Source organism: Micromonospora sp. NPDC048898, from assembly GCF_043198035.1.
Classification (GTDB): Bacteria; Actinomycetota; Actinomycetes; order Mycobacteriales; family Micromonosporaceae; genus Micromonospora.
Map to the genome: position 1 here is coordinate 47,013 of NZ_JBICUF010000007.1, position 22,116 is coordinate 69,128.

Below are 22,116 nucleotides of genomic sequence, written 5' to 3' on the forward strand. Positions count from 1 at the left end.
CATGATCGTCTTGACTGCAGACTCTGCGAGCGAACTCTTCGCCGCCGCCAGTCAGGCGGTGCTGCTCAACGGCCGTATCGCCCGCCCGCGCGACATGATGACCACCGAGGTCGTCGGCGCGCACCTGTGCCTGACCAACCCTCGTCGCCGGCTGGTCTCCGTGCCCCCCATACGCGTCATCAACCCGGCATTCGCCGTCGCTGAGGCGCTGTGGATCCTCTCTGGCTCGGATGACCCGTGGATCTTCGACTTCAACGACAACCTGCGGCGCTACGCGGACGACGGGATCCTGCAGGGCGCGTACGGGCCACGGATCCGCCGGTGGGGCGGCGACCTCGACCAGCTCGACGCGGTCGTCCGGAAACTGACGGCCGACCGAGACTCCCGACAAGCCGTCGTCCAGATCTACGACCCGGCACGCGACCGCCGCGGCTACCGGGACGTGCCGTGCACCCTCGGATACCGGTTCCTGATCCGGCAGGGCCGGCTCGAGATGCACACCAGCATGCGCAGCCAGGACCTCTGGCTCGGCTTCCCGTACGACATCTTCGCGACGACGCTCCTGCAGGAGCTGATGGCCGGCTGGCTCGGCGTCGAGGTCGGCGAGTACCACCACCACGTCGACTCACTGCACCTCTACGCCGATCATGCTCCGGCCGCCGCCGAGTGTCTCCACCACGAACCGACCGTCACCGAGATGAATCCGGTCGGCGTGGACTGGCCCAGCCTGGACGCTGTCCTCGCGCAGGTCATCTCCGGCCACGGCGACCTGCCCGACGGCACCCTGTGGGACACGTTCGGGCGGGTGCTGACCAGCTACCGGACATGGAAGCTCGGCGAGCGGGACCTGGCTAGCAAGATCGCCCACGACACCCCAGGGCCGCTCGGCGCTGCCCTCGTCGCCTGGTACCAGCACCTCACCCGGCCGGCTCTCGTAGCGCCGGAGTTGGCATGACCGCGGATGTGGTGCTTGGGCTGTGCGCGTACACGCATGACTCGGCGGCGGCGCTGCTGGTCGACGGCCACCTGATCGGCTTCGTCGAGGAGGAACGGCTCGACGGGGTCAAGCACAGCAAGGCGTACCCGGCATACGGTGTCGCCTGGCTGCTCGCCAGGGCTGGCCTGTCGCCGTCGGACGTGACCACGGTCGCGTACAACTTCGACGGACGCCGCTACCTACGTGCGCTGGGTCAACTGCCGACCCATCTGCGACAGGCTGCCAGCCGCGCCCGAGCCGTACCACGGGCCCGCAGCTTCACCACGGTCCACCGCCGCTACCAGGCCCGGATGCGAGACTTGGCCGAGCGTTTCCCACGCGCACACCTCCAGCCAGTGCCGCACCATCGCGCGCATGCCCTGTACGCCTTCGCCGCCGCTGGTGTGGATGACGCAGCGGTCCTGATCGTCGACAGCCTCGGCGAGTTGCAGACCACCACCACCTGGCACGCTCGCTGGCGCAACCCGCAACTCAGCCTCGACCTGGCACACGCGATCGACGACCCGGCCTCCCTCGGTTACGCCTACGGTGCCGTCACGGAACACCTCGGCTGGCGCCGCGGTGATGAGGAAGGCACCGTGATGGCGCTGGCCGCCCTCGGCGACCCCGCCCGGTTCCGAGAGCTGATGTGCCGGGCGATCCGACTCACCACAGACGGGTTCACCCTCGATCCAGCGCTGATCGCCCTGCGGGTGCTCGCCAGCCGCTACGGCCGGGTCACACCCGCGTTCGCCGCGGCGACCTGCCCGTCCCGCCTGCCGATGGCACCGGTAGAGCCCGTGCATGCCGACCTGGCCGCTGCACTGCAGGAACGCACCGAGCAGGTAATGCTGCATCTCGCCGCGCGAGCCCGCCGGCTGACTGGCTCCGGGCTGCTCTGCCTGGGCGGTGGGGTTGCGCTGAACTGCGTAGCCGCCGGCCTCATCGCCCAGGCCGGCATCGTCGACGAGATACACGTACCGCCCGCCCCCGGCGACGCGGGCACCGCGATCGGCGCCGCCGCCCATGCCTGGCTTGAGGCGGCCGGCCGCCCACCCACCGGCATACGCCACCACTGCTACCTCGGCCCCGCCTATCCCGACCTGGCACTACCGGCCGCACCGCGCGCGGGACTGCACGCCAGCCGCCCCGCCGAACCCGCCCACCATCTGGCCCGGCAGTTAGCCGACGGGGCAATCGTGGGCCTGTTCACCGGCGCGCTGGAGGCCGGGCCACGAGCCCTGGGGCACCGGTCGATCCTCGCCTCTCCCCTGGAGGCCGGCGTGGTCGAGCGCCTCAACGCCACCGTCAAGTTCCGCGAACCGTTCCGGCCTTTCGCCCCTGTCGTACTCGCCGACAAGGCCACCGACTACTTCCAGCTACGCCAACCGTCGCCGTACATGTCGCTCGCAGCTCCCGTGACCGAGCTGACCCGCGACAAGCTGCCCGCAATCGTGCACGTCAACGGCACCGCCAGGGTCCAGACCGTCACGCGCGAGCAGCACCCTTTCCTCGCCGACGTTCTCACCCGCTTCGGTGAGATCACCGGCCACCCCGTGCTGATCAACACCTCACTGAACATCAAGGGCAAGCCGATCTGCGGCACACCAGAGATGGCCCTGGACTGCCTGACCGAATCCGGCCTCGACGCACTGCTCATCGAAGACCAGTGGGTGACCAAGTGAGAATTGGCTACAGCTACTGGGGATTCCTCGGAACCGGCATCACCGACACCCCGGACGGAGGCCGCAGCCACCGCCGGACCTTGGTCGACGGGCTACGTGCAGCCGGCCGTGACATCGTCTTCCTTCAACCCAACCGGGACCTGTGCGAGGCCGGCGACGATCTCACCGGCCACTACCGCTGGGACGTCGGCCTGCCCGATATCGACGCCCTGTTCCTCGAATGGCGCTGGCCCATTCCCGGCCGCAACACCACCGTCTGCGGGCGACCCGGCCATACCTGCGACCTGCATCGGCAGGTCGAACTGCTTGACCACTACACCTACCAGCTCGGCACCCCAACGATCCTGTGGGACAAGGACCGTCGGCTGCCCGCAGCGGACCCCCTGCGCCGAACCCGCAACGTCACCGTCTGCGAACCCGCTCTGCACCCGACTCCGGGCGCGGTACCACTGCTTTTTCCTGTCGCCGACACGGCCATCGACGCCGCCGACCCCACCACGCTTGTAGCCCTGCCCCGTCGCACCCCGCTGGTCTACATCGGCAACCAGTACGACCGCGACCACCCGTTCGACACCTACTTCGCGCCGACCGCCGCGCAACTCCCTCACCTGATCGCCGGCAAATGGGCCGACACCAGGCGCTGGCCGAATCTGAACTTCATCGGCCGAGTCCCGTTCCCCCGCGTCTCCGCGATCTACGCCGACGCGGTCGCCACCGTCCTGCTGCTGCCCGCCCGATACGCCGCCGCCGGGCAGATGACCCAACGAATCTTCGAGGCCGTCCTCGCCGGCTGTGTGCCGCTGCTGCCCGCCGACGTCCGAGGCGCCAATGCGTTCGTTCCCTCGTCGCTGATCGTCGGCGACGCCGCAGACGTGCGGCACCGCATCGGCTGGCTCACCGAGATCGCCGGCACCGGCGAGCACGCCAGCCTCATCACCGAATGCCTCCGTCACCTCGACCCGTTCCGGCTCTCAACCCAACTCGAAGTGCTCGACTACCTGCTGCGCCACCCGGAGCCGGTGCGGCCATGACTCACCGTGTCACCACCGCACGAGCTCACCGCACCTCTACCCTGGAGAACCATGGACAGGATCGCCATCATCGGCTGCGGCGGCAGCGGCAAGTCCACCGTCGCGCGCCAGTTGGCCCGGATCCTCGACGTGCCGCTGACTCACCTCGACGCGACCTACTACGACGAGCACTGGAAGCCGCTACCGCAGGACGAGTTCGCCGCCCAGCAGGAGAAACTTGTCGCTGGCGAACGATGGATCATCGAAGGAAACTACGCCGGCACTCTGCCCATCCGGCTTGCCGCCGCCGACACCGTGATCTTTCTCGACCTGCCCGCCACGACCTGCCTGTGGGGCATCGCCCAACGTCGCTGGCGCTACCGCGGCGGACAACACCACCAGGACGGCGTCTACGACCGCATCACCTGGAACTTCGTCCGCTACGTCCTCAGCTACCGGCGCACTATGCGGCCACGAGTCCAGCACCTGCTCCGCGAGCACGGACCACACGTCCGCTTGATCACCCTCACCAGCCGCCGCCAGGCCGCCCATCTGCTCAACCGCGTCCGCGACGAGCACCAGCCCGTGACCTGACCGCAGCGGAACGGGAGGCGCCGAATGTCGGCCAACCCGTTCCTTGACCCCGCCCTGGTCCAAGGCGACCTCTACCGGGGCGACGGCCGGCTCGCCGACCGCACCCAAGCACTGCATCGCGCCAAGATCAGCGGAAGCGACGTCGCCGACACGATCGCCAACCTGCTCGACGCCCGGGTTCCACGCGGGGCGATCGTGCTCGACATCGGTTGCGGGCGCGGCACCACAACCCTTCGCCTGACCGACCGGCTCCGGCCCCGCCGGCTCTTTGCCGTCGACGCCTCGGTCGCGCTTCTCCGCACTACCCGCGCCCGCCTCGGCGCCGCTGGCGCGTTGGGCTCAGTGGTGTGCGCTGACTTCCACCACCTGCCACTGCCGGACAGCGTGGCCGACGCTGCGGTTGCCGCCTTCTGCCTCTATCACTCTTCAACGCCGGGTCTGGCCGTAGCGGAGATCGCCCGCTGCCTATGCCCTGGCGGCATAGCTGTCCTGGTCACCAAGTCGCTGGACAGCTACGGCGAACTCGACCATCTGGTCCACGCCGCCGGACTCGACCCACACGCCACCAGCCGACCGAGCCTCTACGAGAGCTTCCACAGCGGCAACCTGCACACCCTCGTCGCCAAGAACCTGACCGTCATCGACGTCCATCACGAGGAACACGTCTTCCAGTTCGCGGACGCCACGCACCTCGCCCGGTACCTCATCACCACACCCAAATACCGGATCACCCTGACCGGCGGGATCCCCGCCCTCGCATCTGCCCTTCAGCAGCGGCTGGCCCCACCGCCCTACACGACCCAATCCACCGTTAGCTACGCCGTGGCGGTGCGGGCATGAGTGGCGGCCCCTTCGTCAAGCGGTACGACGATACGGAACGCTGCACCGCCGCTGCCGCCCACCACGCCTGGCTAGCCGGCTTGGGCTCCGGCGTACGCCTACCTGCGCTGGTCGCGCGGGGCCGCCGCCATCTGGTTTTCGAGCGGCTCTCGGGGCACACACCGAAAGTGGATGATCTTCCGCAGGCCGCCGCAGCACTCGGCCGGCTCCATGCTGTCGCGCACCGAGGTGAACTTCGGACCGCCCGTCTCGATCAACCCCACATCACCTCGACCAGACTCGTGATCCCCGACTTCGCCAGCCCGCGTCAGGCGGCGCTACACCACGCCGCAGCCGCGGCGGGCATCCACGGATCGGCCATCGACGCCGCACTCGACAGAGCCGGGGAGCCAGTGACGTTCTACAAGGACCCGAACATTCGGAACTACCTTGCGAACGGCAACGAGGTCGCCGTCGTCGACTTCGACGATCTGACACTCGCTCCCTTCGGTTACGACCTGGCCGGCCTCCTGGTCACCGCATCCATGACCTACGGCCGCCTCGCCGACCGATCGATCACTCGCTGTCTGCACGCCTACCTCGTCGCTGTCGCGCCCCAGATCTGCAGCTTGGTCGACTTGAAACGGTACGCCGAGCTGCACCACCTGCTGACTCTGCGATATCTCGGCCGCAACGGCTACCGGCATCCCTGGCCCACCGTCCGGCCCTGGACCGACCCGTTCCTCGCCGAGCTGATCTGAGAAGGAATCCCCGGATGACCTCGACAACCGAACTCGTCATCGCCCGCCACGGCGAAGCTTCCTGCAACGTCGCCGGAATCGTCGGCGGCGATCAGGGCTGCACCGGCCTCACAGACCTCGGCCGGGCCCAGGCGGAGCAACTGGCCGCCCGCCTGGCCGCCGAACATGCCCAACAGCCCTATGCCGCCCTCTACGCCACACCCCGACTCCGCGTCACCCAGACCGCCGAGATCATCACCCGATCTCTGCACTTGCCCGCCACCATCGACCCGGACCTCCGCGGCCCTGACCACGGCGACGCCGACGGCCGACCCTGGGTCGACATCAAGACTTCCTTCCAGGGGCCGCCTCAGCACAGCCCAGACCGCCAGTACGCTTCCGGCTCCGAGACATGGAACGAGTACCTCTACCGGGCTACGGCAGCACTGCAGAAGATCCTCGCCCGCCACGAGGGTGAACGAATCTTCATCGCCGCCCACGGCGAAACCGTCGAAGCGGCCCACAACCTGCTCCTCGGCCTCCCCCGGAACGCTTGCCTGCGGCTCGGCTTCGTCACCGACCACGCCTCCATTGCCCGTTGGCGGCGACCAACCAATCGCTTCGGCCGCACCATCTGGCAACTCGTCAGCCACAACGACACCCGGCACCTCCGGCCCCACCATGGCTGACGTCAACATTCACCTTGCGCTCTGCCAACGGCTCCTCGACGACGACGCCAAGCCCGTGACCTCGCACCCCGGGCACGCTGGCACTCGCGTACTGCGCGCCTCAACGGCCGCCAACGGAGACGTCATTGTCAAGATCCATCGCAGCCTGGAACGACACCACCAGGAAGTCCACGCCTACCGGACCTGGGTTCCGGCTCTCGGGGACAGGGCACCCCGACTGCTCGCGACAACCGACGACCCACCAGCCATCGTCATCACCGCGGTATCCGGCGTTCCGCTCAACGGGCGGCGACTCAACCCCGAGGCCGAGCAGAGCGCCTACCAGCAGGCAGGACAACTACTCAAGACGCTGCACGCCGCTGGACCGCCCCGCCTTGAACCAGACTGGACTGCCTGGCTCGCAGGACGCGTCGAGTACTGGATCCACCAGGCCGGGGATCGCGTCCCCGCCGCCCGCAGGGCCCAGGTACGAGCGCACATGCGAGCCCTCCAAGAGCTGGCGCCGCTATCCGCCCTTCCATGCCACCTCGACTTCATGCCTCGCAACATGATCTACGGCGACGACCGAGCCGTCAGGCTGATCGACTTCGAGCACAGCCGCTACGACCTACCCGCCCGCGACCTCGTACGACTCGCCACTCGGGTCTGGCCCCACCGTCCAGACCTGCGGGCGAGCTTTCTCCATACGTACGGCCAGCTCAGTACAGTGGACGACGCGGTACTGGGGCACTGTGCCCACTTCGACTTCCTCACGAGCTTGGCGCAACAGCACAGCGGCACATGCCCCGAGGTGTGAACGCCGGTCAAGTAGCCGTCGGTGCGCCCTCGAATATGGAGGTCGAGCCAGCGCGCTGGACCTGTCGCTCCTTGGCGAACGTCCACAGGTATTTGTCGATGTCCCGAATGGAGAATTCACCCAGGCCGTAGTGCTCGCGGAACCTTCTGATCGAGCGGTGCCAAATCGCGTAGTCGGTGCCCCAGTGTTCGCCACGAGTGAGGGTGTCGAACGCTTCGCCCTGCTTGAGTAAGGCGTTAAGGATTCCGACCACCAAAGAGTCGTAGATTGGATAGACGTCCGGCCGGTGGAAGTTGCAATACTTAGTCGCGAAGGAGTAGTTGCGCCGCCTCTTTCCGCGGATCTCAACGTTGGCGATCTTCTCGATGAGGGCAGGGTCCGCCGCATCCTCCGCCAGTGCGGCGTCGATGTTCAAGCTGACGATGTGCCGGGCGACCTGAACCACGGCGAAGATATTGGTCGAGTAGAGGCCATTCAGCGCTGCAATCTTGACTCCGACTTGGCCAACGTCGATGTTCTTTGGCATCGTAACGAATGCGGTCCTCAGCGCCGCATCGATCTTTTCGTTGTCGCCCTCCCGCCAGCGCGCGAGGTACCTCCGTACTTGGTCCGGTGAGGGTGTTGGGACGGGTAGCGGCAAGGCGGACACGGTCACCTCTTCAGGGACGCCTCGGACGAATTGTAATCCAACGATCTACGAAATGATCGATGGTCTCGCCTCCGGCCGTTGATGCCCAATATGAAATGGCCGCACCGAACCGCAGCAGATGAGTAAAGTCCGTCCGGGGGGCTCGCATCGCTTCAGAGCGCGCCAACACATAGAATGAGAACCGCCTCTTTATTCTTTTCCGAATCCCGTCGGTTTGGGCGAGTCTCGCAGGGAATGTCGCTTTGCGCAATCGCGCCAGGTCAAGAACGACATAAGTTGCATGCGATGTCCGACAGTTATGTGCGATGTTCGACGCATTCCAAAAAGCTCCTCAGGATGGATGGGGGGTGCTGAATATCTAGCCTTCGGAAACATCTCGTAGCATCTTGAACATCTCTTTCTCTATTTTTGAGGCATAGGATTCTGCGGCACGGCCGTCCGGCGACCTAAGGGTCAGTAGATCGTGCGCGAGAAGGAAGACGCCCATTACCAGACGGTGCATCTCGAACGTCTCCACATCGTCGTGAACGCCCTTGTTTGCCGCTTTGTCTAGTGCATCGATCCGGCTTCCTACATGCTGCAGCGAGGCCAGTGCAACCTTGGCTCGCTCATCGACCTCAAGTCGCTCCTCGGCATACTTCCACAAGCGGTTCCGATACTGCGCCTTTCCGAGTTTCCGTTCGCCCGTCGCGTTGCCGGTCGGCGGATATAGGACGTTCGCTAGCCGCTCGAGGAATCGGCGGCTGGATAAGGCAACATGCGAGCGCTGTTCAATACTGTCATGTTGATCGAGAGCTTCAAACGCCGCGTGGAGAGCTTGAATCAGCTGAGGATCCGCTTCACGCAGACGAATGAGCAGGTCATCTACCATGGCCCCGTGATAGGCTAGGAGCATTGCCTCTGTGCGCCCTTCAGCCTCCGCGTAGTCAAATCCCCCATAGGGGTCGAAGACGGTGTCCCGCATGCCGATACTCTGGAACTCCACCGTCTTAATCGGTCCGCCCCTGAAATGCTGAGCGATGTCGCCGAGTAATTCATGATTCCGATTATCCTCTCCGGATTCCGCCGGGTCATATTCTGCGCCGTGAAGCACCCAGAGCGAAGATTCATGCAATCTGTAGCGGTAAGGCAAGGCGTCGGTGTAAAAGCTGAAGTGCGCCTCCGAGGTCAACTGCACCTGAAGAGCTCCGAGGTAGCCGTCGAGATGGTTGAGTTCCTTATCGATGCGGCTCGCGTCATGATAAGAAACACCCTCCACCACTAAGGCGAGCAGGTCGTTCTGCATAAGCGAGTTCTCGTAAGCGCTCACTTTATCGACTGTTCGCCAAGTTCCAGACCCCTCCGCCGTTACAAGGTGATAGGCGAGGGTTTTGGCAGCCCTAAGCAGGTCGACAGAAGGCATATCGTAAAGCCGATGGCCAGGCACCGAACCGGCCAAGATGCGGAAATGTCGCCTGTGAGCCGGAACCGTTTCGATCAAATGACCAATCAGGACCTTTTCCAACTCCCGCTGTTTTGACCAGGCGTCACTGCAGACGCGACTCTCTGAGAAGTTGAATGCGATCCTCATGCCGCAACGCCCCCTGTTCGCTGTAGCGCCGCATTTTACCCGATGCAGTCTTTAGGCTCTAGAGTCGCGCAATGGATTGTTTCAGGAGGAACCGCACGCATCGGCCGTCTTCAAGCCGCACCCCGTACCCGTCAGCACGTAGGTGCGCCAGACCCCGCTCCCGCAGCCATACCGACGTGTCCAACGCCTTCAACCACTGGAACAACCCACACCGGCCCAGATTCTGGCGTGAAGCCTCCAGCAGCGGCAGGAACAGCAGGTAGTGCGCCGCACCCCAGCCCCGCTGGCCTAGACGCAACGGCACCGGCCGCCCCAACGAGACGAGGTCACGGCCGAGCAGGTCAGTACCCCTCCCGTGATCCGAAACCGCCAGGCATGCGCCTGGTGCTCCGCCGACCGCTCCCGGCCCACCAGCTCAGGCGCGTGCAGCCAGGTGAGGTCCCGGTGCGCGGTCAACCGCGGCACTCCCGCCACCATCGCGACGCCACTCGTGGTCGCCATCCCGTGCAACGCCAGGAACGACAGGATCCTCCACCGCCGCGGTGTCAGCTCACGACCACCGGCCACCCATCGATGATCCCGCACCCCGTCGACACCCACCAGCCCGCTGGCGCGGCGGCACCCGGAAGTCCCACACCCTCAAAACAGGGTTTGTGAGACGTTTTCATGATCACTGTTCATCGAATCAGCCGAAGAGTCGATGACGAAAGACTCAAACCGGCATACCGCGCCCCGCCACGATCGGCCCGCCCCGGGGGAGCCAGGCCCGTCCGGGCACCACCACGAGCCGACTCGGAGCCACGACAAGTCAACCCGGGAATCACCGACAGCTCCAGCCCCGACCAGACCCCGCAACGGCAGTCACCGACCAGCGTCCGCGACACCCCAGCGCGTCCCACCGGAACCACCCCGGTCCATCGGCTCCCGAGCACCCACCGAGCCACCACCACCCGCCAGCAGACACGAAGAAGGCCCCGACCCGGTGTGAACCACCAGGTCAGGGCCTTGATCGTTGGTGCGCCGCCAGGGACTCGAACCCCGAACCCGCGGATTAAGAGATCGCGGGCCGGGCCGGGCCGGTTACGCGCCGCGCAGGGTCGCGCCGAGACGCTCCGCAGCGACGGCGACCGCCGCGTCCCGGGCCGCCACCGCCTCCTCGACGGTCAGCGTCCGGTCCGGGGCCCGGAACGTCAGCTTGTACGCCAACGACCGGCGACCCGCACCGAGCTGCGCGCCGGAGTAGACATCGAACAGCCGCACGTCCTCCAGCAGCGCACCGGCGCCCGCCTCCAGTGCCCGGCGCACCTGCTCCGCCGGCACCGACTCGTCCACCACCAGGGCCACGTCGATGAGCGCCGGCGGGAAGCCGGACACCGTCGGCGCGGGCGTCACCGGGGTTGCCGGCAACGCGTCCAGGTCCAGCTCCATCGCGCAGGTGCGTCGGGGCAGCTCCAGCGCCGCCACCACCACCGGGTGCAGCTCACCGGCGTGCCCGACGACCGCGCCGTCGACTCGCAGCTCGGCGCAGCGGCCCGGGTGCCACGGCGCGTACTCGGCCGCGCGCACCTCCACCCGCTCGTCGGGGATCCCGGCGGCGGCCAGCACGTCACGCGCCGCCTCGATCGCGTCCGCCCAGCCGGCCTGACGGCCCACACCCCACCAGCCGGCCGGGTCCAGGTCGCCGGCGAGCACCACCGCGACGTGCACCGGCTGCGCCGGCACGACCGCGTCGGCGGCGGCGAACTCCTCGTCGGTGGGGCGCCGGTCCACGCCCATCGCGGGCGGGCTGCCGGCGCCGAGGCGCGGGTGGAAGACCGCGCCGATCTCGTAGAGGGCGAGGTCGCGGTGACCCCGGCCGAGGTTGCGCTTGAGGATGCCGAGCAGCGGGCCGAGCAGCGTGGTGCGCAGCAGCGGCTCCTCCTCCGACAGCGGGTTGGCCAGCCGCACCGCCGGCCGGCGCGGGTCGTCGGTCGGCAGGCCGAGCTGGTCGGCCAGCTCCGGCGACACGAACGGGTGCGCGAGCACCTCCACGTACCCCCGCTCGGCCAGCGAGTCGGCGACCGCCCGGCGCCGACGCTGCCGCGGGGTCAACCCGCGGCCGGGGGGTGCGGTCGGCAGCACCGCCGGCACCTTGTCGTACCCGTCGAGCCGAACCACCTCCTCGACCAGGTCGGCCGGGTCGGTCAGGTCGGGACGCCAGGTCGGCGGGGTGACGCTCAGCGTCACGCCGACGCCGCTGGCCACGCCGACCGCGCCCGGGTCCTCGGACAACCGGTCCGCGCCCTGGGCGACGGTGCAGCCGACCCGCTCCAGCAGGGCGACCACCCGCGCCGGCGGGTACTCGACGCCGACCCGCCGGGTCGGCAGGTCCGCCGGAAGGCTGATCGGGGTACGCGGCCGGACGTGGTCGATGTCCAGGACCTCCGCGCCCGGCGTGCCCCCGCCGTGCTCGGTGAGCAGCCGCACGGCCCGCTCCAACGCGACGAGCGCCACGGCCGGGTCCACGCCCCGCTCCCAGCGCTTCGCGGCCTCGCTGAACAGCTTGTGCCGGCGGGCGGTGCGCCCGACCATCGCCGGGTCCCAGTGCGCGGCCTCGAACAGCACGTTCCTGGTGTCGGCGACGACCTCGCTGGTCTCGCCGCCCATCACCGCCGCGAGGGAGATCGGACCGGTGTCATCACAGATCACCATGTCGTCGGCCGTCAGCACCCGGCTGACGCCGTCCAGGGTGGTCAGCTTCTCCCCCGCCTCGGCGCGACGAACCACAAGTGGCCCGGCGATCCGGTCGGCGTCGAAGGCGTGCATCGGCTGGCCCAGCTCCAGCATCACGTAGTTGGTGATGTCGACGGGCAGCGAGATGCTGCGGATGCCGGCGGTGACGAGCCGCTGGGCCATCCACGACGGGGTGGGCGCGGTCGGGTCGACCCCGCGGACCAGGCGGGCGGCGTACCGGTCGCAGCCGACCGTGTCGCGGACCTCCACCGGGTACGCGGGCGTCTCGGTGCCGCCCGGTGCCGGCGTCAGGGCCGGGTCGCGCAACGGCACCTCGAACGCGTGCGACAGCTCCCGGGCCAGGCCGCGCAGGCTCAGCGCGTACCCCCGGTCGGGGGTGATCTCCAGATCGAGCACGACGTCGTCCAGGCCGACCACCGGGCGCGCGTCGTCACCCGGCTTGGCCGTCACGTCCGGCCCCAGCACGATGATGCCGGAGTGGTCGTCGCCCAGGCCCAGTTCCTTGGCCGAGCAGATCATGCCCGCCGAGTTGTGCCCGTACGTCTTGCGGGCGCCGATGGCGAAGCCGCCGGGCAGCACACCACCGGGCAGGATCACCACCACCCGGTCGCCCACGGCGAAGTTACGCGCACCGCAGACGATCTCCTGCGGCTCGCCGGTGCCGTTGGCGGCACCCACGTCGACCCGGCAGAACCGGATCGGCTTCTTGAAGCCGGTGAGCTCCTCGATCTCGCGGACCTCACCGACGACGAGCTGACCGGTGACGGTCTCGGCCAGGTCCACCACGGACTCGACCTCGATGCCGAGGTCGACCAGGGCCTGCTCCAGGTCACCGGTGGGCAGGTCGGCGGGGAGGTCGACGTACTCCCGCAGCCAACTGACAGAAACTCGCATGACGTCAGACCACCGTTCCCGTGTCTCGTACCCGCATCGCCTACGCCCCGGCCCCGAGCGCCCGGCTGAACCGCACGTCGCCCTCGAAGAGATGGCGGATGTCGCTGACCCCGTGCCGGACCATCAGGGTCCGGTCGATGCCCATCCCGAACGCGAACCCGGAGTAGACCTCCGGGTCGACGCCGCAGGCGCGCAGCACCCGCGGGTTGACCATGCCGCAGCCACCCCACTCGACCCACTGCGGGCCGTCGCGGTGCTCCGGGAACCACACGTCGAACTCCGCCGACGGCTCGGTGAACGGGAAGTAGTGTGGCCGCCACCGGGTCTTCGCCTCCGGGCCGAACATCGCCCGGGCGAAGTGGTCGAGCGTGCCCCGCAGGTGCGCCATCGTGATGCCCTTGTCCACCACCAGGCCCTCGGCCTGGTGGAACACCGGGCTGTGGGTGGCGTCGATCTCGTCGGTGCGGTAGACGCGACCGGGCACGATCACGTAGATCGGCGGCTTGCGGCTGAGCATGGTGCGGGTCTGCACGGTGGAGGTGTGCGTTCGGAGAACAAGGCCCGAGCCCTCCGGTGCGATGTGGAACGTGTCCATCAACCCGCGCGCCGGGTGGTCGGCGGGGATGTTCAACGCGTCGAAGTTGACCCACTCCAGGTCGACCTCGGGCCCCTCGGCCACCTCGTAGCCCATCCCGACGAACAGGTCGCTTATCGACTCCATCAGGACGCTCAACGGGTGCCGGGCCCCCCGCGGACGCCTGTCGTAGGGCAGGGTGACGTCCACCCGCTCCTCCACCAGCACCCGCTCGGCCTGCTCGCGCTCCACCACCTCGGCGCGCTCGGCGTACGCGGTCTCGATCGCCCGGCGGGCCTCGTTGACCCGCTTACCCGCGTCGGACTTCGCGGCCGGCGGCAACGCGCCGATCTCCCGGCGCGCGAGCGAGACCGGGGACCGGTCCCCCAGGTGCACCGGACGCAGCGCGGTCAGCGCGTCCGGGTCGGCGGCGGCCTCGAACGCCTTCGTGGCGTCCGCGACGGCCTCGGCCAGGGCGGCGGGGTCGAGCAGGGCGACCTGCTTCGGGTCGTACGGATCGTTGCGGTAGCTCATGGCGTACGGGCACTCCCTCACGGCGGCGCCAGCCCTCAGCGGGGCGGCTAAGCGAGTCTACGGACGCGCGGCTGTGCCGCAGCCCGCCGGTAGGAGTCCGTGCAGGAAGCAGGTCAGGCCCGCCGCCCGCCGACACCGGCGGGCTGGCTAAACGAACGCCGTTGCGCGTTCATGGACGGACGCTCTCCCCTGCTGTCAGTCGCGCCGGGCACGATCACCATCAGCGCTGTGCTCTCGCTGAAGCGTACAGGCACACCGCCGCCGCGGCAGCCAGGTTGAGGCTCTCCGCGCGCCCGTACAGCGGCACCCGCACCCGGGCGTCGGCGGCGGCGGTCAACTCCTCGGGCAACCCGTGCGCCTCCGAGCCGAACAGCCAGGCGGTGGGCCCGACGAGCCGACCGTAGTCGGTCAGGTCGTCCAGGTCGCTGTCGCCGTACCCGGTGGTGGCGAAGATCGACAGCCCGGCGGCGCGCAGCGCGTCGACCACCGTGACCGGGTCCGGCGCGCGGACCACGTCGACGTGGAAGAGGCTGCCGGCCGAGGCCCGCACACACTTGCCGTTGTACGGGTCGACGGCGTCGCCGGCGAAGACCACCGCACCCGCCCCGGCCGCGTCGGCGGTGCGCAGCACCGTGCCGGCGTTACCCGGGTCGCGGATCTCGGCGAGCACCGCCACCAGCCGGGGCGCGCCCGCGAGGGCCTGCTGAAGCGACACGTCCAGGTGCCGGCAGACCGCCACCAGCCCCTGCGGGGCGACGGTCTCGGTCAACACCGCGATCGCGTCGTCGGTCACCTCGGAGACGGGCACGTCGGCGTGGGCCGCCGTGGCGGCCAGCTCCGGATACCTGTCGAGCGCGGCGGGCGTACCGAACAACTCGGTGACCACCCCCGGCCGCGCGAGGGCCTCGCGGACCGCCTGTGGTCCCTCGGCCAGGAATCGGCCGGTCGCGTCGCGGTCGCGGCGGCGCTGCAACCGGCGGGCGGCGACAACCCTGGGGGTACGCGGGGTGAAAGCCATGGTGTGGGCTCCTCCGGCACGATTGAGGCGCCCCCCGGACGGCGGTGCCGACACGGGAGACGCCTCGCTCTGGTGCGTGGGGATCAGGCGGCCTGAGCCGCCGCGCCGCCGGTGCCCTCGGCCGTGACCGCGGCCCGGGCCAGCTCGACGATCGCCGCGAAGGAGGCGGCGTCGTTGACGGCCATGTCGGCCAGGATCTTGCGGTCGACCTCGATGCCAGCCAGACGCAGGCCCTGGATCAGGCGGTTGTAGGTCATCCCGTTCGCCCGGGCGCCCGCGTTGATCCGCTGAATCCACAGCTGCCGGAAGTCGCCCTTGCGGTCGCGACGGTCCCGGTAGGCGTACTGCATCGAGTGCAGCACCTGCTCCTTGGCCTTGCGGTACAGCCGGGAGCGCTGACCGCGGTAACCGCTCGCGGTCTCCAGCAGGGTACGACGCTTCTTCTGGGCGTTTACAGCCCGCTTGACGCGTGCCATCTCAACTCCTTAAAACGTAAAGGTGGCGCGCGTCAGCGGCCGAGCAGCTTCTTGATGCGCTTGACATCGGCCTTGGCCACCTCGACCGTGCCGGTCAACCGGCGGGTACGGGTGGAAGACTTACCTTCCAACAGGTGGCGCTTGCCGGCCTGCTCGGCCACGATCTTGCCACGGCCGGTCACCTTGACCCGCTTGCCCATACCCGTGTGGCTCTTCATCTTCGGCATGTGGAACGTCTTCTCCCCTGTTACTCGCCGCTGGTGTCGGCGGCGAGGCCGGTGTTACCGGCTGCTGCGGTCTCGCTGACCGCCGCGGTCTCATCGGCTGCCGGAGCGGCGGACTCGTCCGCTGCCCGGTCCCGAGGCCCACCGCGGGACGCCGTAGCGGCAACCGCGGAGGCCTTGACGGCCCGGTGCGGAGCGAGAACCATGATCATGTTTCGGCCGTCCTGCTTGGGAGCGGCCTCGACGTATCCCAGGTCCGTGATCTCGGATTCGAGCCGGCGCAGGAGCCGGTAACCCAGCTCCGGGCGGCTCTGCTCGCGACCGCGGAACATGATCGTCACCTTGACCTTGTCGCCCGCCTTGAGGAACCGCACCACGTGACCCTTCTTGGTCTCGTAGTCGTGCGGGTCGATCTTCGGCCGAAGCTTCATTTCCTTGATGACGGTCTGCTGCTGGTTACGCCGCGCTTCGCGCGCCTTGAGTGCGCTCTCATACTTGAACTTGCCGAAGTCCATGAGCTTGCACACCGGCGGGCGCGCCATCGGCGCAACCTCGACCAGGTCCAGATCGACGTCCGCGGCCAGCTGAAGGGCGCGCTCCAGCGGGACGATGCCCACCTGCTCACCCTCGGGGCCGACCAGTCGGACCTCACGTGCCCGGATCTGCTCGTTCACGCGTGGTTCGACGCTGATGGGGCCTCCTCGAGTCGTTTCTGCTCAGGTGCCGACCCCCGCGGCTCCCAGGTGGGAACCAACCTGGAAAGCAGAAGGCCCCGGCGCATGCCAGGGCCCGCTCGACCGGTCAGCACGATCACAGGATCGCTCATCCGACGCCGGGACGTGCCCGGAACCGGTGACCGGACCCGGCCACCGTAGCGGTGACTCGGGTGGGAGCAGGCGCTCCGCTTTCAAGGCTGCCTGCTCGCATGCGGAGACAGCCTGGTCGACTCGATAACACTACACCCGCGCCCCGACCGCCCCCAAACCGGGCACACCCCACCCATGCTGGGCCTCCGCACCCGCCACCCGCAGGCTCGCTCGCGGGGGCGGAGTGAGGCGGCGGGTCGGCGGCCCAACGCGGTCGACGACCCTGGCGCGGTGACCGCGCGGGCCGGGCAAAGGGCGGGGTGACCGGGGTCAGTGACGCGTGGCGCGCTCGGCGAGGTGGGCCTGGTGGGCCTGGTGCAGGCGGCGCAGCGCGCGGACCCCGTCGACGGCGAACTCCTTGTCGGCGGCCTGCAGGGCGATCATCGGCAGCAGGTCGTCGTCGTGCAACTCCAGGCTGGCCCACGGCGCGCCCCGGTCGAAGCGGACGCCCCGGACGACCTCCCAGGGCAGCTCGTAGGAGCTGACGACGTTACGGACCCGGATGCTCCGCGCGTCCGCCTCCACCCGAGGACGGGTGAACAGCAGGAAGCCCAGAGCACCGAAGACGCCGAGGCCGATCATGGCGACCTGGTCGCCGCGCTGGAAGCTGCCGTAACCATCGCCGGTCGGGCCACTGAGCGACGTGGCGACCAGAGCGAACACCACCACCAGGGCAGCCGCTGCCGACCAGCAGACCACGCGGATGCGGCGGGGCTTCAGGCGGACCAGCTCGGTTTCACTCACCCCACCAGTCTGCCATCCGCGCTCGGTCATCGAACGCACCACCCGCCGAGCCACCACCCCGAGCTGACCCCAGGCCGGCACGGCCGTCGGAGGTTCCGCGCTTCCGCCCCGCGCCAGCGCCAGCGCAGCGCCACAGATCCACTCGGGCTTCAGGAAACGGGGGTGTCCCTGACGCGCGGACACCCCCGTTTTCACGAAACCGAGTTGATCAAGCGGGATGTGCGGTCAGAGGCGGCAGGCGTGGATGTTGGTGACGAGGATGGCGCGGGCGCCCAGCTCGTACAGCTCGTCCATGATGCGGTGGACGTCGTCGCGGAGCACCATCGCCTGCACCGCCACCCACCCCTCGCGGTGCAGCGGCGACACGGTGGGCGACTCGATGCCCGGGGTGAGCCCGCTGGCCCGTTCCAGCAGACCGGCCGGCACGTCGTAGGCGAGCATCACGTAGCGGCGGGCGACCAGCACACCGTGCAGGCGGCGCAGCAGCTGCTCGGACTGCGGGTGGGCCGGGGCGGCGGCGCGGCGGACCAGCACCGCCGAGGAGCGCAGCAGCGGCTCGCCGAAGACCGTCAGGCCCGCCTGACGCAGGGTGGCGCCGGTCTCCACCACGTCCGCGATCACGTCGGCGACGCCGAGGCGTACGGCGTTCTCCACCGCGCCGTCGAGGCGGATCACGTCGGCCTTGACGCCCGCCTCGCCGAGGTGCCGCTCGACCAGCCCCGGGTACGCGGTGGCGATCCGGTGCCCGCCCAGCTCCCGCACGGAGGCGATGTCGTCGGGGCGGGCGGCGAAGCGGAAGGTGGCCTGCCCGAAGGCGAGGTCGACGACCTCCTCGGCCGGCGCGGCCGAGTCGATCAGCAGGTCCCGGCCGGTGATCCCGAGGTCGAGGTCACCGGACCCGACGTAGGTGGCGATGTCCTTGGGGCGCAGGTAGAAGAATTCGACGTCGTTGGCCTCGTCGCGGCAGACGAGGTCCTTGGGGTCGGTGCGCTGGCGGTAGCCCGCCTCGCGCAGCATCTGGGCGGCCGGTTCGGCCAGGGTGCCCTTGTTGGGGATGGCGACACGCAGCATGACGGAGTGCTCCTTCGATCCGGATGGCGATCAACGGGTGGGGATGCACTCACAGATGTCGGTAGACGTCCTTGAGGTCGAGACCACTGGCGAGCATGAGCACCTGGACCTGGTAGAGCAGTTGGGAGATCTCCTCGGCGGTGCGCTCCGGCCCCTCGTGCTCGGCGGCCATCCACGACTCGGCCGCCTCCTCGACGACCTTCTTGCCGATGAAGTGCACGCCCTTTTCCAGGGCGGCGACGGTGCCCGAGCCCGGGGTGCCGGCGGCGGCCTTGGCCTGCAGCTCGGCGAACAACTCCTCGAACGTCTTCACGGGACACGATTCTTCCAGCCGCCGGGGCGACGCCCCGCGTCCGGGTCCGCCGAAATCCAGCAAGCGGACAATTCCCTATCAACATGGGGGGACAAAACTCCAAGCAGACCTGTCGATACCTCTACGCTGTCGGCCATGGCCAGCAGCTCACGTCTCCTCGCGCTCACCCTCGCCGGTGCCGCCGTCGTCGCCGCCGGGTGCGCGCCCCAGAAGGAGCTACCAACCCCCACTGTCACCGCGGGGCTGTCCTGCGCCAAGGACAGCCTGCCCACGCGTACGCCGGGCAAGCTCACCATCGCCACCGACCAGCCCGCGTACGAGCCGTGGTTCGCCAAGGACAAGCCGGACAGCGGCGAGGGCTTCGAATCCGCCGTCGCGTACGCGGTGGCCGAGAAGCTCGGCTACTCCCGCGCCGATGTCACGTGGACCCGGGTCAAGTTCGACACCGCGATCGCACCCGGGCCGAAGGACTTCGACTTCGACATCAACCAGTTCTCCATCACCGAGGAGCGTAAGCAGGCTGTCGACTTCTCCGCACCGTACTACCTGGTCCGGCAGACCGTGATCGCGTTGAAGTCCTCGAAGATCGCCGGCAAGAAGTCGTTGGCCGACCTTCGGGACGCCCGGCTCGGCGCCCAGGTCGGCACCACCAGCTACCAGGCGATCACCGAGGTACTCAAGCCGACCAGAGCGCCACAGGTCTACAACAGCAACGACGACGCCAAGAAGGCCCTGCAGAACGGGCAGATCGACGGTCTGGTGGTGGACCTGCCGACCGCGTTCTACATCACCGGCGCGGAGATCACCGACGCGACGGTCGTCGGGCAGGTGCCGCAGGTGGGCTCACCCGAGGCCTTCGGGCTGCTGCTGGACAAGAACTCGCCGCTGACCAAGTGCGTGACCGGCGCGGTCGGTCAGCTCACCGAGGCGGGCACACTGAAGCAGTTGGAGCAGAAGTGGCTCGCGCAGGTGGCGGGGGCGGCCGAGCTGCGGTGACCCTGCTCGATCACGTTCCCTCCGAGGCGCAGCGGCGGCGGTCGGCGTACCGGAATCGGCAGACCGTCTACAGCGTGCTGGTCGCGGCCTGCTCCACGGCGGCTCTCGGCACGCTGCTCGTCGTCGCGGTGACCGGCGCGCCTGGCTGGGAGCGGGTCCGGCGGTCGTTCCTGGACCCGGCGATCGCCTCCGACGCGCTGCCTGCGGTGCTGAGCGGGCTCTGGCTCAACGTCCGGCTGCTGGTCTGCTGTGCGGTCGGCGCGCTGGCGCTCGGGCTGGTGATCGCGGTGTTGCGGACGCTGCGCGGCCCGGTCTTCTTCCCGGTCCGGGCGCTGGCCGCCGGCTACACCTACACCTTCCGCGGCCTGCCGCTGATCATCGTGCTGTACCTGCTCACCCTCGGTGTGCCGGGGTTGCGGTTGCAGGGCATGCCGCCGGTGCTGGTGCTGGGTGGGATCGCGCTGGTTCTCACCTACGGCGGTTACCTCGCCGAGGTGTTCCGGGCCGGCATCGAGTCGGTGCATCCCAGCCAGCTCGCGGCGGCCCGCTCGTTGGGCCTGACCCACCGGCAGACGATGCGGCACGTGGTCCTGCCGCAGGCCGTCCGCCGGGTGGCGCCGCCGCTGCTCAACGACGTGGTGGCGTTGCAGAAGGACGTCGGGCTGGTCTCCCTCGCGGGGCCGATCGACGCGGTCCGCGCCGCGCAGATCGCCACCGCCCAGACCTTCAACTACACGCCGTACGTGGTGGCGGGCGTGCTCTTCGTGCTGCTCGCGATCCCGCTGATCGCGGTCACCGACTGGGTGACGCTGCGCGCGGCACGCCGACAGTCGGGAGGCTGACCATGGCTCTGCTGCGCTGCCGGGGCCTGCGCAAGGAGTTCGCGGGCACCGTCGTGCTCGACCAACTCGACCTGACCGTCGCCGAGCACCAGGTGGTGGCCCTGATCGGCGCGTCCGGGTCGGGCAAGTCGACGCTGCTGCGCTGCGTGAACCTGCTGGACGACCTCGATGACGGCACCATCGAGTTGGACGGGGAGGACATCTCCGACCCCCGGGTGGACCCGGACCGGGTCCGGCGGCGGATCGGCATGGTGTTCCAGGCGTACAACCTCTTTCCGCACCTGAGCGTCCTGGACAACATCACCCTGGCGCCGCGCCGCGTACACCGGCGGGGTCGGGCGGAGGCGGAGGCGCAGGCCCGGGAGTTGCTCGACCGGGTGGGGCTCGGCGCCCGGGCGGACGCCTACCCGGACCGGCTCTCCGGTGGGCAACAGCAACGGGTGGCGATCGTCCGGGCGCTGGCCAACTCACCTCGACTGATGCTGCTCGACGAGGTCACCTCCGCGCTGGACCCGGAACTCGTCGGTGAGGTGCTGGCGATGATCCGGGACCTGAAGGCCGACGGCATGACCATGGTGCTGGCCACCCACGAGATGGGCTTCGCCCGGGAGGTCGCCGACCTGGTCTGCTTCCTCGACGCCGGGCGGGTCGTCGAGAGCGGGCCACCGGAGCAGGTGCTCGGCGAGCCGACCCAGCCCCGCACCCGGCAGTTCCTCCACCGGATCATCGAGGCCGGTCGGCTCTGAAGGCGAGCCCGCAGAGCCGACCGGAGCCGGCAGCCGACCGCGCCGGCAGCGGCGTCAGCCGCCGAAGCCGACCCGCTGGGCGTTGCCCGCCGCCACCGCGCGCACGGCAAGCGCGGCGTCGAGCGCGGCCACCGTGGCGGCCCAGCCCTTGTCCTCGGCCGAGCCGGGCAGACCGGCCCGGTCGCGGGCCTGCTCGATGGTCTCCACAGTCAGCACCCCGTGCGCCACCGGCTTGCCCTCGTCCAACGCCACCCGGGTCAGCCCGTCGGTGACCGAGCGGCACACGTAGTCGAAGTGGGCGGTCGAGCCACGAACCACCACGCCGAGAGCGACCACCACGTCACAACGGCGCGCGAGGGCCTGGGCCACCACCGGCAGCTCGACCGAACCGGCGACGCGGGCCACGACGGAACGCGCCCCGCACGCCTCGGCGGCGGCCACCGCCCGCTCCAGCATGTGGTCGGTCAGGTCACCGTGCCACCGGGCGGCGACGACCCCGACGGTCAGCCCCGCGGCGTCCACCGCGTCGACTCCCGGCTCCCCGAAACCCGCCATCG

At 69.1% G+C, this 22,116-nt stretch carries 23 protein-coding genes; 11 read left to right on the forward strand and 12 right to left on the reverse strand.

The features are described 5' to 3' along the window. The first annotated feature begins 1 nt into the window (after position 1). Genes ACGFIQ_RS19910 through ACGFIQ_RS19945 form a run of 8 tightly spaced genes read left to right on the forward strand, consistent with a single transcriptional unit; the run spans position 2 to position 7,309 of the window. Positions 2-955 (forward strand): thymidylate synthase, encoded by a 954-nt coding sequence (locus tag ACGFIQ_RS19910; RefSeq protein WP_393245554.1) that lies wholly within the window; start codon positions 2-4, stop codon positions 953-955. Beyond that, positions 952-2,661, forward strand: a complete 1,710-nt coding sequence (locus ACGFIQ_RS19915) for a carbamoyltransferase (protein WP_393245556.1) — start codon at positions 952-954, stop codon at positions 2,659-2,661. Before ACGFIQ_RS19910 ends, ACGFIQ_RS19915 begins: the two co-directional genes overlap by 4 nt. After that, positions 2,658-3,692: a hypothetical protein gene (locus ACGFIQ_RS19920; RefSeq protein ID WP_393245558.1), complete on the forward strand. Its 1,035-nt coding sequence runs from the start codon at positions 2,658-2,660 to the stop codon at positions 3,690-3,692. The genes ACGFIQ_RS19915 and ACGFIQ_RS19920 overlap by 4 nt, the downstream gene beginning before the upstream one ends. Positions 3,693-3,743: 51 nt before the next feature. Continuing rightward, positions 3,744-4,265, forward strand: coding sequence for a topology modulation protein (locus tag ACGFIQ_RS19925; RefSeq protein ID WP_393245560.1), 522 nt, complete (start codon positions 3,744-3,746; stop codon positions 4,263-4,265). 24 nt (positions 4,266-4,289) lie between these two features. Next, positions 4,290-5,105: a class I SAM-dependent methyltransferase gene (locus tag ACGFIQ_RS19930; RefSeq protein WP_393245562.1), complete on the forward strand. Its 816-nt coding sequence runs from the start codon at positions 4,290-4,292 to the stop codon at positions 5,103-5,105. Further along, complete coding sequence (locus ACGFIQ_RS19935; RefSeq protein WP_393245564.1) at positions 5,102-5,845, forward strand: phosphotransferase; 744 nt, start codon at positions 5,102-5,104, stop codon at positions 5,843-5,845. The genes ACGFIQ_RS19930 and ACGFIQ_RS19935 overlap by 4 nt, the downstream gene beginning before the upstream one ends. Positions 5,846-5,859: 14 nt before the next feature. After that, a complete protein-coding gene (locus ACGFIQ_RS19940; protein WP_393245566.1) occupies positions 5,860-6,513 on the forward strand; it encodes a histidine phosphatase family protein in 654 nt (217 codons plus the stop codon). Next, the gene (locus ACGFIQ_RS19945) at positions 6,506-7,309 is read left to right on the forward strand and encodes a phosphotransferase enzyme family protein (RefSeq protein ID WP_393245568.1); all 804 of its coding nucleotides are present in this window, start codon (positions 6,506-6,508) and stop codon (positions 7,307-7,309) included. The genes ACGFIQ_RS19940 and ACGFIQ_RS19945 overlap by 8 nt, the downstream gene beginning before the upstream one ends. 7 nt (positions 7,310-7,316) lie before the next feature. Here ACGFIQ_RS19945 and ACGFIQ_RS19950 read toward each other — a convergent pair whose 3' ends face one another. The 11 genes from ACGFIQ_RS19950 to ACGFIQ_RS20000 form a co-directional block, all read right to left on the reverse strand. Beyond that, positions 7,317-7,958, reverse strand: coding sequence for a hypothetical protein (locus ACGFIQ_RS19950; protein WP_393245570.1), 642 nt, complete (start codon positions 7,956-7,958; stop codon positions 7,317-7,319). 358 nt (positions 7,959-8,316) lie between these two features. Further along, positions 8,317-9,528, reverse strand: a complete 1,212-nt coding sequence (locus tag ACGFIQ_RS19955) for a hypothetical protein (protein ID WP_393245572.1) — start codon at positions 9,526-9,528, stop codon at positions 8,317-8,319. Between the two features lie 1,080 nt (positions 9,529-10,608). Then, positions 10,609-13,155 (reverse strand): phenylalanine--tRNA ligase subunit beta, encoded by a 2,547-nt coding sequence (gene pheT / locus ACGFIQ_RS19960; protein WP_393245574.1) that lies wholly within the window; start codon positions 13,153-13,155, stop codon positions 10,609-10,611. 40 nt (positions 13,156-13,195) lie between these two features. Next, the gene (gene pheS / locus ACGFIQ_RS19965) at positions 13,196-14,263 is read right to left on the reverse strand and encodes a phenylalanine--tRNA ligase subunit alpha (RefSeq protein ID WP_393245576.1); all 1,068 of its coding nucleotides are present in this window, start codon (positions 14,261-14,263) and stop codon (positions 13,196-13,198) included. A gap of 220 nt (positions 14,264-14,483) precedes the next feature. Beyond that, entirely contained in the window at positions 14,484-15,281 is a 798-nt protein-coding gene (locus ACGFIQ_RS19970) for a TrmH family RNA methyltransferase (RefSeq protein ID WP_393245579.1), read from the reverse strand. A gap of 83 nt (positions 15,282-15,364) precedes the next feature. Then, positions 15,365-15,757: a 50S ribosomal protein L20 gene (rplT, locus tag ACGFIQ_RS19975; RefSeq protein WP_007458417.1), complete on the reverse strand. Its 393-nt coding sequence runs from the start codon at positions 15,755-15,757 to the stop codon at positions 15,365-15,367. Positions 15,758-15,789: 32 nt separating this feature from the next. Further along, the gene (rpmI, locus tag ACGFIQ_RS19980; RefSeq protein WP_110566082.1) at positions 15,790-15,984 is read right to left on the reverse strand and encodes a 50S ribosomal protein L35; all 195 of its coding nucleotides are present in this window, start codon (positions 15,982-15,984) and stop codon (positions 15,790-15,792) included. 20 nt (positions 15,985-16,004) lie between these two features. Next, positions 16,005-16,655, reverse strand: a complete 651-nt coding sequence (infC, locus tag ACGFIQ_RS19985; RefSeq protein ID WP_357069388.1) for a translation initiation factor IF-3 — start codon at positions 16,653-16,655, stop codon at positions 16,005-16,007. Positions 16,656-17,117: 462 nt separating this feature from the next. Then, entirely contained in the window at positions 17,118-17,591 is a 474-nt protein-coding gene (locus ACGFIQ_RS19990; protein ID WP_393245582.1) for a PH domain-containing protein, read from the reverse strand. Positions 17,592-17,816: 225 nt separating this feature from the next. After that, the gene (gene hisG / locus ACGFIQ_RS19995; protein WP_393245584.1) at positions 17,817-18,662 is read right to left on the reverse strand and encodes an ATP phosphoribosyltransferase; all 846 of its coding nucleotides are present in this window, start codon (positions 18,660-18,662) and stop codon (positions 17,817-17,819) included. Between the two features lie 49 nt (positions 18,663-18,711). Next, positions 18,712-18,975 carry a phosphoribosyl-ATP diphosphatase gene (locus tag ACGFIQ_RS20000; protein ID WP_088947482.1) on the reverse strand — a complete coding sequence of 88 codons (264 nt, stop codon included), beginning with the start codon at positions 18,973-18,975 and terminating at the stop codon, positions 18,712-18,714. 135 nt (positions 18,976-19,110) lie between these two features. Between ACGFIQ_RS20000 and ACGFIQ_RS20005 the strand changes: the two genes are divergently transcribed. From ACGFIQ_RS20005 to ACGFIQ_RS20015, 3 genes are read left to right on the forward strand one after another with little or no spacing between them, the layout of a single operon-like run. After that, positions 19,111-19,971, forward strand: coding sequence for an ABC transporter substrate-binding protein (locus ACGFIQ_RS20005; RefSeq protein WP_393245586.1), 861 nt, complete (start codon positions 19,111-19,113; stop codon positions 19,969-19,971). After that, a complete protein-coding gene (locus ACGFIQ_RS20010; protein ID WP_393245588.1) occupies positions 19,968-20,813 on the forward strand; it encodes an amino acid ABC transporter permease in 846 nt (281 codons plus the stop codon). The genes ACGFIQ_RS20005 and ACGFIQ_RS20010 overlap by 4 nt, the downstream gene beginning before the upstream one ends. Positions 20,814-20,815: 2 nt before the next feature. After that, entirely contained in the window at positions 20,816-21,559 is a 744-nt protein-coding gene (locus tag ACGFIQ_RS20015) for an amino acid ABC transporter ATP-binding protein (protein WP_393245590.1), read from the forward strand. Between the two features lie 54 nt (positions 21,560-21,613). On the opposite strand, the gene ribH is transcribed toward ACGFIQ_RS20015, so the two are convergent. Beyond that, positions 21,614-22,114: a 6,7-dimethyl-8-ribityllumazine synthase gene (ribH, locus tag ACGFIQ_RS20020; protein WP_357069460.1), complete on the reverse strand. Its 501-nt coding sequence runs from the start codon at positions 22,112-22,114 to the stop codon at positions 21,614-21,616. Positions 22,115-22,116 lie beyond the last annotated feature (2 nt).